This window comes from Achromobacter agilis, from assembly GCF_900496965.1.
Taxonomy (GTDB): Bacteria; Pseudomonadota; Gammaproteobacteria; order Burkholderiales; family Burkholderiaceae_B; genus Achromobacter; species Achromobacter agilis.
Genome location: NZ_UFQB01000010.1, coordinates 156923 through 170447 on the forward strand (window position 1 = coordinate 156923; position 13525 = coordinate 170447).

The window sequence follows — 13525 nt, forward strand, 5'->3', positions numbered from 1 at the left end:
CGGCCGTTCCAAAGTCAGCCGGTGTCTGACACCCGGGACCACCGGTGCAGCGCACAGGTCATCGCGTACGGGTGTCAGACACGCAGAAGGGTTACGCTGTCAGACACGCAGAAGGGTTACGCTGTCAGACACGCGGCAGGGTTACCCCTAGCCTCGGATCATAGACAAACCGCTCTCGCCGCGCGACGTCAACCCGCTTGGCATCCGGATGCGCCGGATTGAGAAGAAAATTGCAGTCCGGCACTCCGCGGCACGCCACGATCGCGCTGGGCACCTGCAGCAGCGCCGACACGCCCGACGCGACCCAGTAGTCCCCCGCCTCCTGCGCCGCCTCGGCGAACGGCACGGCGTCCCAGAAGGGATAATCTTCCTGCAGCTGGTCCAGGGTCAGGATCTGCCTGCTTTCATAAACAGCGCGGGGCACCGACAGCTCGATCAGATAGCGGTTGGCCTGCTCGGACGCCCGCGCCGCGAAATGCACCACGGTTTCCAGCACCGCGAGGGCCACGCAGGACGAGGCATAGACCACCGCCGTGCCCGGGCTGTTGTAGCGGCCGCCGACGGCCGCCGCGCCCCCGCCGCTCAGGTCGTCCGCCCGGTACTTGCCGGCCGTGGTGCCGATACGCCATAACGAAACGTTGGCAGTCACAGGGCCGCCTTCATGCTGCGCGCCCGAGTCTTTTGCGGGCTCATGCGTAGACGCCGGCGGCCGCGCGGGCCAGCGTGTCTTCGACGATGCGGCTGCTGGCGTCCGACGTCAGCAGCGACAGCGGCTTGACGTTGCCCAGCGCGGGCACGGGCGTATTCAGCCACTGCACCGCTTCTTCTTCGCTGCCCAGCACCTGACGGGCCACCCGGACCACCCGCGCCACGCGGGCAAGGCGGTCGGATTCGCCGAGAGGCAACATATGGCCTTCGCGGGTCCAGCGGGACAGCGATGCCGCCTTGACCTCGGTGATCGCCATGATTTCCGATTTGGGCACCTGGAGATAGTCGGCGGCATCGTCGACCATCTGCGCAGGCAGGCCGCGGCTTACGTCGCGCGCCATTTCCATCAGCGGACTGTCCACCAGCCCGCGGAACAGCTGCTTGGTCCGCACCGCGGCATGGCGAGGCGGCCGCTTGGCGGTCGCGCCGCGCTTGGCGGGGGATTTTTCGGCGATGGCGATGGTCATGGCACGCTCCTGGACGGCCGCGGCCCTGAGGCTGCGAGTATTACCAAATTGAATTCATGATATCCCATTTGGTAATTCGAAGGCAAGGCCATCACGCCTGGCGACGGCCCTCATTGGCGTGCGGGCGTGCGCCGGATTTGGGCCTATCATAGGCGGCTGTAACACGATTAATCAGACTCTTCGACAAGGACAGGCAATGACGGACCGGCAGCTCACGATACTCGCGGCGTTGAACCTCATGGTGGCGGTGGGCGCCGGAGCCTTCGGCGCCCATGGCCTCAAGCGCATGCTGACGCCCGAACTGCTGTCCGTCTGGCAGACTGGCGTGCTCTACCATCTGATCCATGCGCTGGGCCTGCTGGCCGTCGCCCTGCTGGGCGCCCGCTACGGCTCGCCCTTGCTGTCGGCGGCCGGCGTCGTGATGTTCGCGGGGATCGTGCTGTTTTCCGGCAGCCTGTATATCCTGTCCCTGACGGGCACGCACTGGCTCGGCGCCGTAACGCCCTTCGGCGGAGCCGCCTTCCTCGCCTCGTGGGCCATGGTCGCGCTGGCGGCCTATCGCGCCCAGGGCTGACACGGCCCTGGAACGGGCCGCGCTTTTTCCATCCCATTCCCAACGGCGGCAGGAACCGCCGATTTTCCAGGCTGTAGATGTCCACCTCGACCGCATTGCCCGCCACCCAGACTCACTCCGCCGCCGCAGGGATCGCCTGCGTGGTGGGCGGCATTTTCTTTCTGACCCTGAGCGACGCCAACGCCAAATGGCTGGGCTCTGCCTACAACCCGCTGCAGATCCTGTTCCTGCGCGCCCTCATCGCGCTGCCTTTCGTCATGACGCTGGCGCTCTGGCTGGGCGGACGCCGGGTGCTGCGGACCACGCACCCCGGGCTGCACCTCACGCGCGGAGCCATCAACGTGGTGTCCGCCTGTTGTTTCTATCTGGGCCTGCGCGCGCTGCCCCTGGCCGAAGCCACGGCCATCGCCTTCGCCGCACCGCTGTTCGTAACGGCGCTGTCCGTGCTGATCCTGAAAGAACGCGTGGACGGCAAACGCTGGCTTGCGGTGCTGGCAGGCTTCGCCGGCGTGCTGATCGTCGTCCGTCCGGGCACGGCGGCCTTCCAGGCGGCCACCCTGCTGCCGCTCACGACCGCCCTGCTCTACGCGGTCATGATGATCACCGCACGCGGCATCAGCCGCGGCGAAGGCATGCTGACGACGACCTTCTACATCGTGCTGGGCCAGTTGGTATGCAGCGCGGTGGGCCTGCCCTGGGTCTGGCGCACGCCTGCCATGGACGACCTGCCGTACTTCGGCGCCGTGGCGCTGTTCAGCACGCTGGGGCTGGCCTTGATCACGCAGGGCTTCCGCATCGGCCCTGCCTCGGTGGTCGCGCCCTTCGACTACACCGGCCTGATCTGGGCCACGATCCTCGGCTGGCTCTTCTGGCGCGAAGCGCCCGACGCCTATGCCTACCTGGGTGCGCTGTTCATCGCCGGCAGCGGCGTCTACATCGCCGTGCGCGAAGCGCGCGCCAAGGCCAGGACGCGCCGGCCCGCCGCGGGCTGACCCGCCGCTACTCCGTGGGCGGCGGGAAATGCCGGCGCAGCACGCGGGCCACGTTCGGCTCCTGCGCAGCCTCGCGGGCCACCGCGGTCAAGGCCGGGCAGACCGACTCGAACCACGCCTGCCCCGGACGCCAGCGCGTCATCACCGTCACGTACAGGTCCAGCGCCGAAAACCGCCGGCCGAGCATGTGCGGCGCGCCGGCCTGGCGTTCCAGCTCCTGCCACAACTCGGCCCGCCGCATGTGCACGCGCTCGCGCAGCAGGTCGGCGGGCGCGCCGGCGGTGGTCCATTGCGGCGGATTGTCGCCATACGTGAACGTGGGATAGATCGCGCCCACCAGGCGGATCAGCAGGTTCAGGAAACGCGCCCGTTCCGGCTTGTCGGCGGGCGGCGCCAGCCCGGCCTGCGGCGCGACGTCGTGCAGGTGCAGGATCATGGCCGCGCTCTCGGTCATCACATCGCCATCCGGCATGACCAGCGTCGGCACCTGGCCCAGCGGATTCAGCTGCAGCAGGCGGTCGCGCTCCGGCCCGGGCTTCAGGTAGGGAACGTCCGTCAGCGTGTACGGCACGTTGGCCAGCACCAGCGCCATTTCGACGATGGCGGACCCGCAACCCGCGGACCCGATCAGTTCATATGGTTTCATGGCATTCACCCTCCGGAGTCCGCCGGCGCCACCCGCAGCAATTCGCCGGGCGAGGCGTCGGTCAGCACGTACACATAACCGTCCGGCCCCTGCCGCACATCGCGTATGCGGTTCTTGCGGTCGACCAGCAACCGCTCCTGCGACACCACGCGGTCGCCGTCCAGGGTCAGGCGGATCAGGTTCTGGTTGGCCAGCGCACCGATGAACACCGAATTGCGCCACGCCGGAAACCGGTCGGCGTCATAGAAGGCCATCCCGCTGATCGCGGGCGACTTGGGCCACCAGAACAGCGGCGGCTCCATGCCGGGCAGTATGTCGCCCTTGGCTTCGGGTATCGGCAGGCCGGAATAGTTGATGCCATGGGTCGCCAGCGGCCAGCCATAGTTCTTGCCCCGTCGGACGAGATTGATCTCGTCGCCGCCGCGCGGCCCGTGCTCGTTTTCCCAGAGCTCGCCCGACCAGGGATTCAGCGCCATGCCCTGGGGGTTGCGGTGCCCGTAGGACCAGATTTCCGGCCGGGCGCCGGCCTGGCCCACGAAGGGGTTGTCCGGCGGCACGGAGCCGTCGGCCTTCAGCCGCACCACCTTGCCTTGCAGCTTGCCCAGTTCCTGGGCGGTGGGCCGCTGGTTGTTCTCGCCCAGCGAGATATAGAGATAGCCCTGGCGGTCGAACACCAGGCGCGACCCGTAGTGCAGGCCGGACGACAGCTTGGGCTCCTGCCGGAACAGCACGCGGAAATCCTCCAGGGCCGTGCCGTCGTCGGCCAGGCGTCCACGGCCGACGGCGGTGCCGCTGCGGGATCCATCGGCTTCGGCATAGGACAGGTAGACATAGCGGTCCGTGGCGAAATCCGGAGAAAGCACGACATCGAGCAGGCCGCCCTGCCCCTGCGCCGCCACCTTCGGCAGGCCGCCCAGGGGCTTGGACAGCCCGCCCGCCGCGCGCAGCAGGCGCAGGCTGCCGGAACGCTCGGTGATCAGCATGTCGCCGCCGGGCAGGAAGGCCATCGACCAAGGATGGTCAAGCCCACTCGCCACGATAGTGACGCGGGCCACCACGGAAGGCGGTTCGGAAGCCGCCTGCGCTGGCGCCGCGAATGCCGCGGACAGCGTCAGGAGCAGGAAGAAAACGCGCGTGCTCGCGGCGGGGCGTAGCGGCATGGACATCTCCGGCGGGGCAACTGGTTCGAATGCGTCGTGGCGGGGCGCAGCGCATGGCCCGGCACGGCGCGAGGCCCGCGGGCAGACGCGCGGGTGGCGTACCATATCGGCCACGGACGGGAGCTCCCGTCCTTCCTCTCAGGAGACTCCATCACATGAAACTGTACTACATGCCCGGCGCGTGCTCGCTCGCTTCCCACATCGTCCTCGAATGGATCGGCAAGCCCTACGAAGCGCACAAGCTCAGCCGCGATGAACTGAAAGGGCCGGAGTTCCTGAAGGTCAATCCGCTGGGCGCCGTGCCGGCGCTGTCGGACGGCGACTGGACGGTCACGCAGAACGCCGCCATCCTGGAGCACCTTGCCGAACAGGCTCCGCAGTCCAAACTGATGGGCGACGGCTCGTCCCGCGCGCGCGCCGAAGTGCGCCGCTGGCTCGGTTTCATCAATTCCGACGTCCACAAGACCTTCTCGATGATCTTCGGCGCGCCGCGCTTCCTGTCCGAAGAAAGCGCGCAGAAGGAACTGGCCGGTTCCGCCTCGAAACTGCTGACCAAGCTGTTCTCGCAACTGGACGCGCAACTGGCCGGTAAGCCCTACCTGACGGGCGATGCGCCCTCCATCGCCGACGCCTACCTGTACGTGGTGCTGCGCTGGGCGCGCGCCAAGGAAGTGGATCTGTCGGGCCAGGACAACCTGGCCGCCTTCTTCAAGCGCATGGAAGCCGACAAAGCCGTGCAGACCGCGCTGGCGGCCGAAGGCCTGTAATCGGCACGGGGCCGCGGCGATCGCGGGCCCCCTTCAGCCGGCGGCGCCCGGCGCTCCCGCCAGATCGGGGGGCGCGCCTTCCTCCAGCGTCTTCTTCACGGCCGCCAGAAAGCGCCTTGCCAGCAGGGGCGGCGCGCTCAGGTTCGAATGCGTGGCCCAGATGTCCACGCTGGCCGCCGGCGATATCGGCCGCAGTACCATGTGCGCGGCCTGATCGGGCGTGACGCACCAGGCGTCCACCAGGGCCGGCCCCAGCCCCTGCTGCACGAACGAGCAGGCGGTCACCGGCGAATGCACCTCCACCGCGGCCGGACAGGCCCTGCCTTCGTCGAAGAACGGCTTGAGCGCGCGGGCCAGCGGCGTATCGCGCGGATAGCCGATCCACGCCGCCGTCGAAAAATCCTCCGGGCGCACCACCTCGAGGCCGGCCAGCGGATGCGCGGCCGGCAGCACGCAGATCACCGGCACCTGCGCCAGCCGCAGCGACGTCAGGTTGGGATGGTCCGGAGGCTGCATGGAGATGCCGATGTCCGCCTGCCCCGACAGGAAATAGGCGGCCAGTTCATCGAAGGTCACGCTGCGGTAGTCGACCCGCGCGTCGGCATTGCGGTTGCGGAAGCGGTCCAGCGCCGTCGGAATCAGGCGCTGGCCGAAGCTGGCGCTGGCGACGATCTTCAGCATGCCCGCGCCCGATTGCGCCAGGCTGGCGGCCAGGTCGTTCACGCGCTGGATGCCGCCATACACCTGCTCCACCTCCGCGTACAGCCGCCGCGCCTCGGCGGTGGGCGACAGCCGGCTCTTCACCCTTTCGAACAGTCGGTAGCCCAGGCGGCTCTCGGTCAGCGCGAGCACCCGGCTAACCGCCGGCTGCGACACGTGCAGCATCCGCCCCGCGCCGCTGATCGAACCCGACATCATGATGGCCCGGAACACCTCGATCTGCCTCAGGTTCAGCGGGCGTCCGGCAGCCGGCCCCACCTCGTCCTCATAGGCGTACATATCCACTTTTCCCCCGCGCCAGTCATACCGAATCGATAACGGCTGATTATAGGTTTTCGACATTTTTCGATGACGGCCCTGCGCGGCCCCGGGTGTAACCTGCCGGCCTCGACCACAACAGAACCAGGGGAAAACATCATGCGCAACCTATTCTTCCGCGGCCTCTCCGCGCTGGCGCTCGGCGCCGCGCTGTCGGCCACCGCCGCCGGCGCCTATCCCGACAAGCCCGTCACCTTCGTGGTGCCCTCCGCGGCCGGCGGCTCGCCCGACGTGCTGTCGCGCCTGATCACGACCCAGATCGCGCGCGACACCGGCGCCACGATGGTCATCGAGAACCGTCCGGGCGCGGCCGGCAATATCGGCATAGCCCTGGTCAAGCGCGCCGCGGCCGACGGCTACACAGTGGGCTACGGCAACATCAACACGCTGGCGGTGAACCGCTCGCTGTTCAAGCGCCTGCCCTATGACGTGGACCAGGACCTGACGCCCGTCGCCCACCTGTTCGACCTGTACAACGCGCTGATCGTGCCGGCCGACTCGCCCATCAAGAGCGTGCAGGACCTGATCGACCGCGCCCGCAAGGAACCCGGCCGCCTGTCCTACGGCGCCTCCGGCGTGGGCACCACCGGCCACATGGGCGGCGAGCTCTTCAAGAGCATGGCCAAGGTCGACGTGATGTTCATCCCCTACAACGGCGGCCCAGCCGCCATCCAGGATCTCCTGGGCGGCCGCCTGGACTACCTGTTCGTGAACACGTCGGAAGCCGCCCCGCTCGTCAAGAGCGGCAAGGTCCGCGCCATCGGCGTCAGCAGCCTGAAACGCCTGCCGCTCATGCCGGAAGTCCCGACCCTCGACGAAGCCGGCGTAAAGGGCTACGAAACCGTCTCCTGGGGCGGCGTGGTGGCGCCCAAGGGCACGCCGGACGACGTGGTGGCTACGTTGAACGCCGCCATCCAGAAGGCGCTGCAAGCCCCCGAGGTGCGCACCGGCCTGGCCACGCTGGGCGCGGAACCCGCCAGCGGCTCCCCCGCCGAATTCAAGCAATTGATCGACCGAGAAACCGCCAAGTGGCGCCAGATCATCGAATCCGCCGGCATCGAGAAGCTCGACTGAACATGGCCGCTCACCGCTTGCAGGCAGACTTCATCGTGGCGGGCGCCACGCTCATCGACGGCTCGGGTGGCCCCGCGCGCCAGGGCGACCTGGCCGTGCTGGGCACCCGCATCGCCGCCGTGGGCGATTTCGAGTATCCCCCCGGGGTGCCCGTCATCGACGCCCGCGATCGCGTCCTGGCGCCCGGCTTCATCGACTCCCATACCCACGACGACGGCTACCTGCTGGCGCACCCGGACATGCTGCCCAAAGTGTCGCAGGGCATCACCACGGTCGTCACCGGCAATTGCGGGATCAGCCTGGCGCCGCTGGCGCGCACGGAGATTCCACAGCCGCTGGACTTGCTGGGGCCCGCCCCGCTATTTCGCTATGGCACGTTCCGCGCCTGGATGGACGCGCTGCGCGATACGCCCGCGGCCGTGAACGTGGTGCCGCTGGTGGGCCACACCACGCTGCGCGTGGCGGTCATGGAAGACACCTCGCGCGCCGCCGACGGCAACGAACGCGCCGCCATGCGCGAACTGCTGCGGGAAGCGCTGGATGCCGGCGCCTTCGGCGTTTCCACCGGGACGTTCTACCCGCCGGCCAGTGCCGCGCCCACCGAAGAGATCATCGACGTCTGCGCGCCGCTGCGCGGACGCCCCGGCATCTACGCCACCCATTTGCGCGACGAGGCGGACCACATTGCTCCCGCCATGGAGGAAGCCCTGCTGATCGGCCGCAAACTGGGCTGCCGCGTCGTGTTTTCGCACCACAAGCTGGCGGGCGAGCGCAATCACGGCCGCAGCCGCGAAACGCTGGACCTCATCAGCCGCGCCGCCGCCACGCAACCCGTCTGCCTGGACTGCCACCCCTATCCCGCCACCTCCACGATGCTGCGGCTGGACCGGGCCCGGCTGGCCAGCCGCACGATGATCACCTGGTCCAAGGGCTATCCGGAAGCCACCGGGCGCGACTTCAACGAGGTCATGGCCGAACTGGGGCTGGACGACGCAGCCGCCATCGCCCGCCTGGCGCCGGCGGGCGCTATCTATTTCCTGATGGATCCGGCGGACGTCGAACGCATCTTCGCGCATCCCCTGACGATGGTGGGCTCCGACGGCCTGCCCTTCGACCCGCATCCGCACCCCCGCCAATGGGGCACCTTCACCAACGTACTGCGCACGATGGTGCGCGAGCAGCGGCTGCTGTCCCTGGAGGCCGCCATCCACAAGATGACCGGCCTCGCCGCGGACCAATACGGCATCGCCGAGCGCGGCCGGCTGCGCGAGGGGTATCATGCTGACTTGGTGCTGTTCGATCCCGCCACCGTGACAGATGTGGCCACTTTTTCAGCTCCCATTCAGGCAAGCCAGGGTATTCAAGCGGTTTGGGTCAACGGCAAGCGCGTCTGGGACGGGGAACGGACCGGCGCCGAACGCCCGGGCCAGGTTCTGGCGCCCGGCGCGGCATTACCTCGGAGTGAATAACGTGATTACCTATTCCCAGGGTTGTTACCTGGGTGTATTGGGCGGTATGGGGCCCATGGCCGGCGCGGCCTTCGCCCTTCGCCTCGCGGCGCTGACGCCCGCCGATGTCGACCAGCAACACATCCCCACCCTGCTGCGCAACGATCCCCGCATTCCCGACCGGTCCAGCGCCTACATGGCCGGTGGTGAAAATCCCCTGCCTTATATGGTCGAAGGCGTGCGCTTCCTGGAGCAGGCCGGCGCGCAACTCATCGCCATCCCGTGCAATACGGCGCATCTCTGGTTCGACCAGATCGCCGCGTCCACGCGCCTGCCCGTGCTGCACATCATCCAGGCCGTCATCGAAGACCTGCGGCGCCTGGGCCTGCCCAAGGGCCGCATCGGCCTCATGGGCACGGCCGCCACGCTCAAGCTGGGCCTCTACCAGCGGCATCTGGAAGCGCAAGGCTATGAGTGCATCGTGCCAGACGACGACGAAGTCGAACGCTATTGCATGGGCTCGATCCGCGCCGTCAAGGGCAACCAGCTCGAAGACGCCTTCGCCCCGGCCGCCGAATGCATCGCCCGCCTGAAGGCGCGCGGCGCCGACGCGGTCGTGCTGGGCTGCACCGAACTGCCGCTGGCCGTGCCCCACGCCCTGCGCCCGAGCCTGGGCGTCACGCTGACGGACTCCATCGACGCCCTGGCCCGCGCGGCCATCGCCCACTACCTGGAAGAACAGGCGCAGGAACAGGTCGCGGCGTAGATAGCCAGCGCCGCCACGCCAAAAAAAAGGCGCACCTTCCGATGCGCCAGCCTCCCTTCGCGGAGTAGCGGTCAACCGCCCAGGTACGCCTTGCGCACCTGGTCGTTGACCAGCAAATTGGCGCCCGTGTCCTGCAGCACGACGCGGCCGTTTTCCAGCACGTAGCCGCGGTCGGCCACGCCCAGCGCCTTGTTCGCGTTCTGCTCCACCAGGAACACGGTCACGCCCTGTTCGCGGATTTCGCGGATGATGTCGAAGATCTGCGCGATCACCAGCGGCGCCAGGCCCAGCGTGGGCTCGTCCAGCAGCAACAGGCGCGGGCGCGTCATGAGGGCGCGGCCGATCGCCAGCATCTGCTGCTCGCCGCCCGACATCAGCCCGGCCCGCTGGCTGGAGCGCTCCTTCAGGCGCGGGAACAAGCCGTAGACGTGGTCGATGCCCGCCTCGATCTCGTCGCGCTTCGAGAAGAAGCCCCCCATCATCAGGTTCTCGGCCACCGTCAGGTCCTTGAAGACCCGCCGCCCTTCGGGCGAAATGGCGATGCCGCTGCGCATGATGCGGTGCGTGTCCTTGTGGGTGATGTCCTCGCCCTCGAAGGTGATCGTGCCTTGCTTCGCGCGGGGGTTGCCGCAGACCGTCATCAGCAGTGTCGTCTTGCCGGCGCCGTTCGCGCCGATCAGCGTAACGATTTCGCCCTGGTTGACGTCGACCGACACCCCATTCAGCGCCTGGATGGCGCCGTAGTAGGTATGTATGTTTTCCAGCTTAAGCATCATTCCTCCCCCAGGTACGCCTTGATGACGCGCTCGTCGTTGCGCACCTGCTCGGGGGTGCCGGTAGTGATGGGCTTGCCGTGCTCCATGACGAGGATGCGGTCGGAAATGCCCATGATCAGGCTCATGTCGTGCTCGATCAGCAAGACCGCGACGCCGAACTCGCGCCGCAGCTGGTCGATCAGCGATTGCAGGTCGCGCTTCTCCTGGGGGTTCAGGCCCGCCGCCGGTTCGTCCAGCATCAGCAGGCGCGGCTTGGTGATCATGCAGCGCGCGATCTCCAGGCGCCGCTGGTGGCCGTAGGCCAGGTTGCCCGCCTCGCGGTTGGCGAACTCGCGCAGCCCCATGAAGTCCAGCCACTGGGCCGCGCGCGACAGCGCGTCGGCTTCGGACTGGCGATAGGACTTGAGCTTGAGCAGGCCCGGCAACAGCCGGGCCTCCACCTGGGTGTGCTGGGCGACCAGCAGGTTCTCCAGCACGGTCAGCTGCTTGAACAGCCGTACGTTCTGGAACGTGCGCACCAGGCCATGGCGCGCCACCTTGTGGCTCGGCAGGCCGGTAATGGCATTGCCGTCCATGGTGATCTCGCCCGCGGTCGGCGAATAGAAGCCGCCCACGCAGTTGAACACCGTCGTCTTGCCGGCCCCGTTGGGGCCGATGATGGCGAACACCTCGTCGGATTTGACCTCGAACGCCACGCTGTCCACGGCCAAGAGGCCGCCGAACCGCATGGTGAGCCCGGAAACTTTCAGCAATGCCTCGCTCATTTGGCCAGCTCCACATGGGGACGCTTCATGGGCAACAACCCCTGCGGACGCCACATCATCATCAATACCATCACCAGGCCGAACATCAGCATCCGGTACTCGGCGAATTCGCGGGCCACTTCCGGCAGCACCGTCAACAGCACGGCCGCGAGAATCACGCCCACTTGCGAGCCCATGCCGCCCAGCACCACGATGGCCAGGATGAGCGCGGATTCAATGAACGTGAAGGACTCGGGGTTCACCATGCCCTGGCGCGCCGCGAAGAACGCGCCGCCGAAGCCGGCGAACATCGCGCCCAGCGTGAACGCCGACAGTTTGATGCGCGTGGGGTTCAGGCCCAGCGAACGGCATGCGATCTCGTCTTCGCGCAAGGCTTCCCAGGCGCGGCCGACTGGCATGCGGATCAGCCGCGTCGACACGAATAGCGTAGCCAGCGCCAGCAGCAGCGCCATCAGGTACAGATAGACCACCATATGCTGGTTCTGGAACGTCCATCCCATGAATTCATGGAACGTCGTGCCGCCCTCTTCGCTGGCGCGGCGCGTCATCTCCATGCCGAAGACCGTCGGTTTCGGAATGCCGGAAATACCGTCCGGACCGCCGGTCAGCGTATTCAGGTTGATCAGCAGCAGACGGATCATTTCGCCGAAGCCCAGCGTCACGATAGCCAGATAGTCGCCGCGCAGCCGCAACACCGGGAAACCCAGGATGAAGCCGAACAGCGCCGCCATCGCGCCCGAGAACGGCAGCGCTTCCCAGAAGCTCCATCCGCCCCAGTGGTACAGCAAGGCGTAGGTATAGGCGCCCACCGCATAGAAACCAACGAAGCCCAGGTCCAGCAGGCCCGCGAAACCGACCACGATGTTCAGGCCCAGGCCCAGCATCACATAGATCAGCACCAGCGTGGCGATGTCGACCGAGCTGCGGCCGGCGAAGAATGGCCAGATCACGGCCACCGCCAGAAGCAGCAGCGCCAGCGGCTTGTGCGTCTTGGCCGGCGCGGCCGGCAAGGTGGGAAGGCCGGTTTTCAGCTTCTGGAACGGTTTCGCGATCCAGGGCCGCAGCAGCTGGAACACGAACACCACCGCGGCGGCGATCGCCACCAGCGACCAGTGCGTTTCCATGGTGGTGCGCGCGCCCTGCCGGATCAATTGCAGGCCGAATACCGGAGTAACGATGACCGCCGTCAGCACGGCCGCCATCGTGGCGTTTTTCAGGTTGTTGTTCGACATCAGACTTTTTCCACCTCAGGTTTGCCCAACAGCCCGGTGGGACGGAACAGCAGGATCAGGATCAGCAGCGAGAACGCCACGATGTCCTTGTACTGCGAGGAGATGTAGGCGGCCGCGAAGGTCTCGGCCAGGCCCAGCAGCACGCCGCCGAGCATGGCGCCCGGGATGCTGCCGATGCCGCCCAGTACCGCCGCCGTGAACGCCTTGATGCCGGCCAGGAAGCCGATGAAGGGATTGAGCTTGCCGATGGTGATGGCGATCAGCACGCCGCCCACCGCCGCCAGGATCGCGCCCATCACGAACGTGAACGAGATCACGCGGTTGGTGTCGATGCCCAGCAGATTCGCCATGTGCATGTCCTGCGAGCAGGCGCGCGACGCGCGGCCCATGCGGGAGTACTTGATGAAGAGCGTAAGCCCGACCATCAGCGCCACGGTGACCAGGATGATCATGATGCGCGAATACGGGACCGTCACTTCGAAATCGGATCCCATGTGGAACTGCCAGGCTCCGGACACCATCGCGGGCACGGCCATGTCGCGCGCGCCCTGGCCCAGGGCCACCCAGTTCTGCAGGAAAATCGACATCCCGATGGCCGAGATCAGCGCCACCAGGCGTGGGCTGCCCCGCACGGGACGATAAGCGACGCGTTCGACGCTGAAGCCGTAGATGCCGGTAACGACAATGGCCACGAGCAGCATCGCCGCGATCAGGAACGGCATCGGCAAGCCGCTATTGGTGCCGATGGCGGTCAGGGTGACCAGGCCGACATAGGCGCCGATCATATAGATTTCGCCGTGGGCGAAGTTGATCATACCGATGATGCCGTAGACCATTGTGTAGCCGATGGCGATCAACGCATAGATCGCGCCCAGAGACAATCCATTGAAGAATTGCTGGGTAAGTTGGGGTATGAGGTCAGACATTATTTCTCTTGCTCCAAATAGTTCCGGCTCCGGTAGAGAGACCCGGAGCCGGAAACCTGGGCGTATTTTATAAGGGCCTGTCACCGCCCCCTGCCGGCCGCACAGCGCTTTTGGCGCATCGCTACGCGGATTACGGCAGGACGAGGACGACAGGCCCTACACGCCGGCGAGCCGCCGGCGGGATCGC

15 protein-coding genes are annotated in these 13525 nt (G+C 67.2%); 6 read left to right on the plus strand and 9 right to left on the minus strand.

Going from position 1 to position 13525, the window contains the following annotated elements; genetic code table 11:
* Window positions 1-124: 124 nt before the first annotated feature.
* Together AGI3411_RS14225 and parS are read right to left on the minus strand one after the other, a co-directional pair.
* A complete protein-coding gene (locus AGI3411_RS14225) occupies window positions 125-649 on the minus strand; it encodes an RES family NAD+ phosphorylase (protein WP_129528007.1) in 525 nt (174 codons plus the stop codon).
* A gap of 40 nt (window positions 650-689) precedes the next feature.
* The gene (parS, locus tag AGI3411_RS14230) at window positions 690-1175 is read right to left on the minus strand and encodes a type II RES/Xre toxin-antitoxin system antitoxin (protein ID WP_129528008.1); all 486 of its coding nucleotides are present in this window, start codon (window positions 1173-1175) and stop codon (window positions 690-692) included.
* Window positions 1176-1371: 196 nt separating this feature from the next.
* Between parS and AGI3411_RS14235 the strand changes: the two genes are divergently transcribed.
* Window positions 1372-1749, plus strand: coding sequence for a DUF423 domain-containing protein (locus AGI3411_RS14235; RefSeq protein ID WP_129528009.1), 378 nt, complete (start codon window positions 1372-1374; stop codon window positions 1747-1749).
* A 77-nt stretch (window positions 1750-1826) separates the two neighbouring features.
* Window positions 1827-2741, plus strand: a complete 915-nt coding sequence (locus AGI3411_RS14240; protein WP_129528010.1) for a DMT family transporter — start codon at window positions 1827-1829, stop codon at window positions 2739-2741.
* 7 nt (window positions 2742-2748) lie between these two features.
* Here the strand turns inward: AGI3411_RS14240 and AGI3411_RS14245 are convergent, their stop codons facing one another.
* Together AGI3411_RS14245 and AGI3411_RS14250 are read right to left on the minus strand one after the other, a co-directional pair.
* The gene (locus AGI3411_RS14245; protein WP_129528011.1) at window positions 2749-3387 is read right to left on the minus strand and encodes a glutathione S-transferase family protein; all 639 of its coding nucleotides are present in this window, start codon (window positions 3385-3387) and stop codon (window positions 2749-2751) included.
* Window positions 3388-3392: 5 nt separating this feature from the next.
* Window positions 3393-4547, minus strand: coding sequence for a PQQ-dependent sugar dehydrogenase (locus AGI3411_RS14250; RefSeq protein ID WP_129528012.1), 1155 nt, complete (start codon window positions 4545-4547; stop codon window positions 3393-3395).
* 155 nt (window positions 4548-4702) lie between these two features.
* On the opposite strand from AGI3411_RS14250, the gene AGI3411_RS14255 reads away from it, so the two are divergent.
* Window positions 4703-5314, plus strand: coding sequence for a glutathione S-transferase family protein (locus AGI3411_RS14255; protein WP_129528013.1), 612 nt, complete (start codon window positions 4703-4705; stop codon window positions 5312-5314).
* A 33-nt stretch (window positions 5315-5347) separates the two neighbouring features.
* Here the strand turns inward: AGI3411_RS14255 and AGI3411_RS14260 are convergent, their stop codons facing one another.
* Window positions 5348-6319, minus strand: coding sequence for a LysR family transcriptional regulator (locus AGI3411_RS14260; RefSeq protein WP_129528014.1), 972 nt, complete (start codon window positions 6317-6319; stop codon window positions 5348-5350).
* Between the two features lie 132 nt (window positions 6320-6451).
* On the opposite strand from AGI3411_RS14260, the gene AGI3411_RS14265 reads away from it, so the two are divergent.
* From AGI3411_RS14265 to cuyB, 3 genes are read left to right on the plus strand one after another with little or no spacing between them, the layout of a single operon-like run.
* Complete coding sequence (locus AGI3411_RS14265; protein WP_129528015.1) at window positions 6452-7426, plus strand: Bug family tripartite tricarboxylate transporter substrate binding protein; 975 nt, start codon at window positions 6452-6454, stop codon at window positions 7424-7426.
* A 2-nt stretch (window positions 7427-7428) separates the two neighbouring features.
* The gene (locus AGI3411_RS14270; protein WP_129528016.1) at window positions 7429-8895 is read left to right on the plus strand and encodes an N-acyl-D-amino-acid deacylase family protein; all 1467 of its coding nucleotides are present in this window, start codon (window positions 7429-7431) and stop codon (window positions 8893-8895) included.
* A gap of 1 nt (window position 8896) precedes the next feature.
* Window positions 8897-9640, plus strand: a complete 744-nt coding sequence (gene cuyB, locus AGI3411_RS14275) for a cysteate racemase (RefSeq protein ID WP_129528017.1) — start codon at window positions 8897-8899, stop codon at window positions 9638-9640.
* Between the two features lie 71 nt (window positions 9641-9711).
* On the opposite strand, the gene AGI3411_RS14280 is transcribed toward cuyB, so the two are convergent.
* From AGI3411_RS14280 to livH, 4 genes are read right to left on the minus strand one after another with little or no spacing between them, the layout of a single operon-like run.
* Window positions 9712-10413, minus strand: coding sequence for an ABC transporter ATP-binding protein (locus AGI3411_RS14280; protein WP_129528018.1), 702 nt, complete (start codon window positions 10411-10413; stop codon window positions 9712-9714).
* Window positions 10413-11180, minus strand: a complete 768-nt coding sequence (gene livG, locus AGI3411_RS14285) for a high-affinity branched-chain amino acid ABC transporter ATP-binding protein LivG (protein WP_129528019.1) — start codon at window positions 11178-11180, stop codon at window positions 10413-10415. The genes AGI3411_RS14280 and livG overlap by 1 nt, the downstream gene beginning before the upstream one ends.
* Window positions 11177-12412 (minus strand): high-affinity branched-chain amino acid ABC transporter permease LivM, encoded by a 1236-nt coding sequence (locus AGI3411_RS14290; protein ID WP_165359175.1) that lies wholly within the window; start codon window positions 12410-12412, stop codon window positions 11177-11179. The genes livG and AGI3411_RS14290 overlap by 4 nt, the downstream gene beginning before the upstream one ends.
* The gene (gene livH / locus AGI3411_RS14295) at window positions 12412-13338 is read right to left on the minus strand and encodes a high-affinity branched-chain amino acid ABC transporter permease LivH (RefSeq protein ID WP_129528021.1); all 927 of its coding nucleotides are present in this window, start codon (window positions 13336-13338) and stop codon (window positions 12412-12414) included. The genes AGI3411_RS14290 and livH overlap by 1 nt, the downstream gene beginning before the upstream one ends.
* Window positions 13339-13525: the final 187 nt, after the last annotated feature.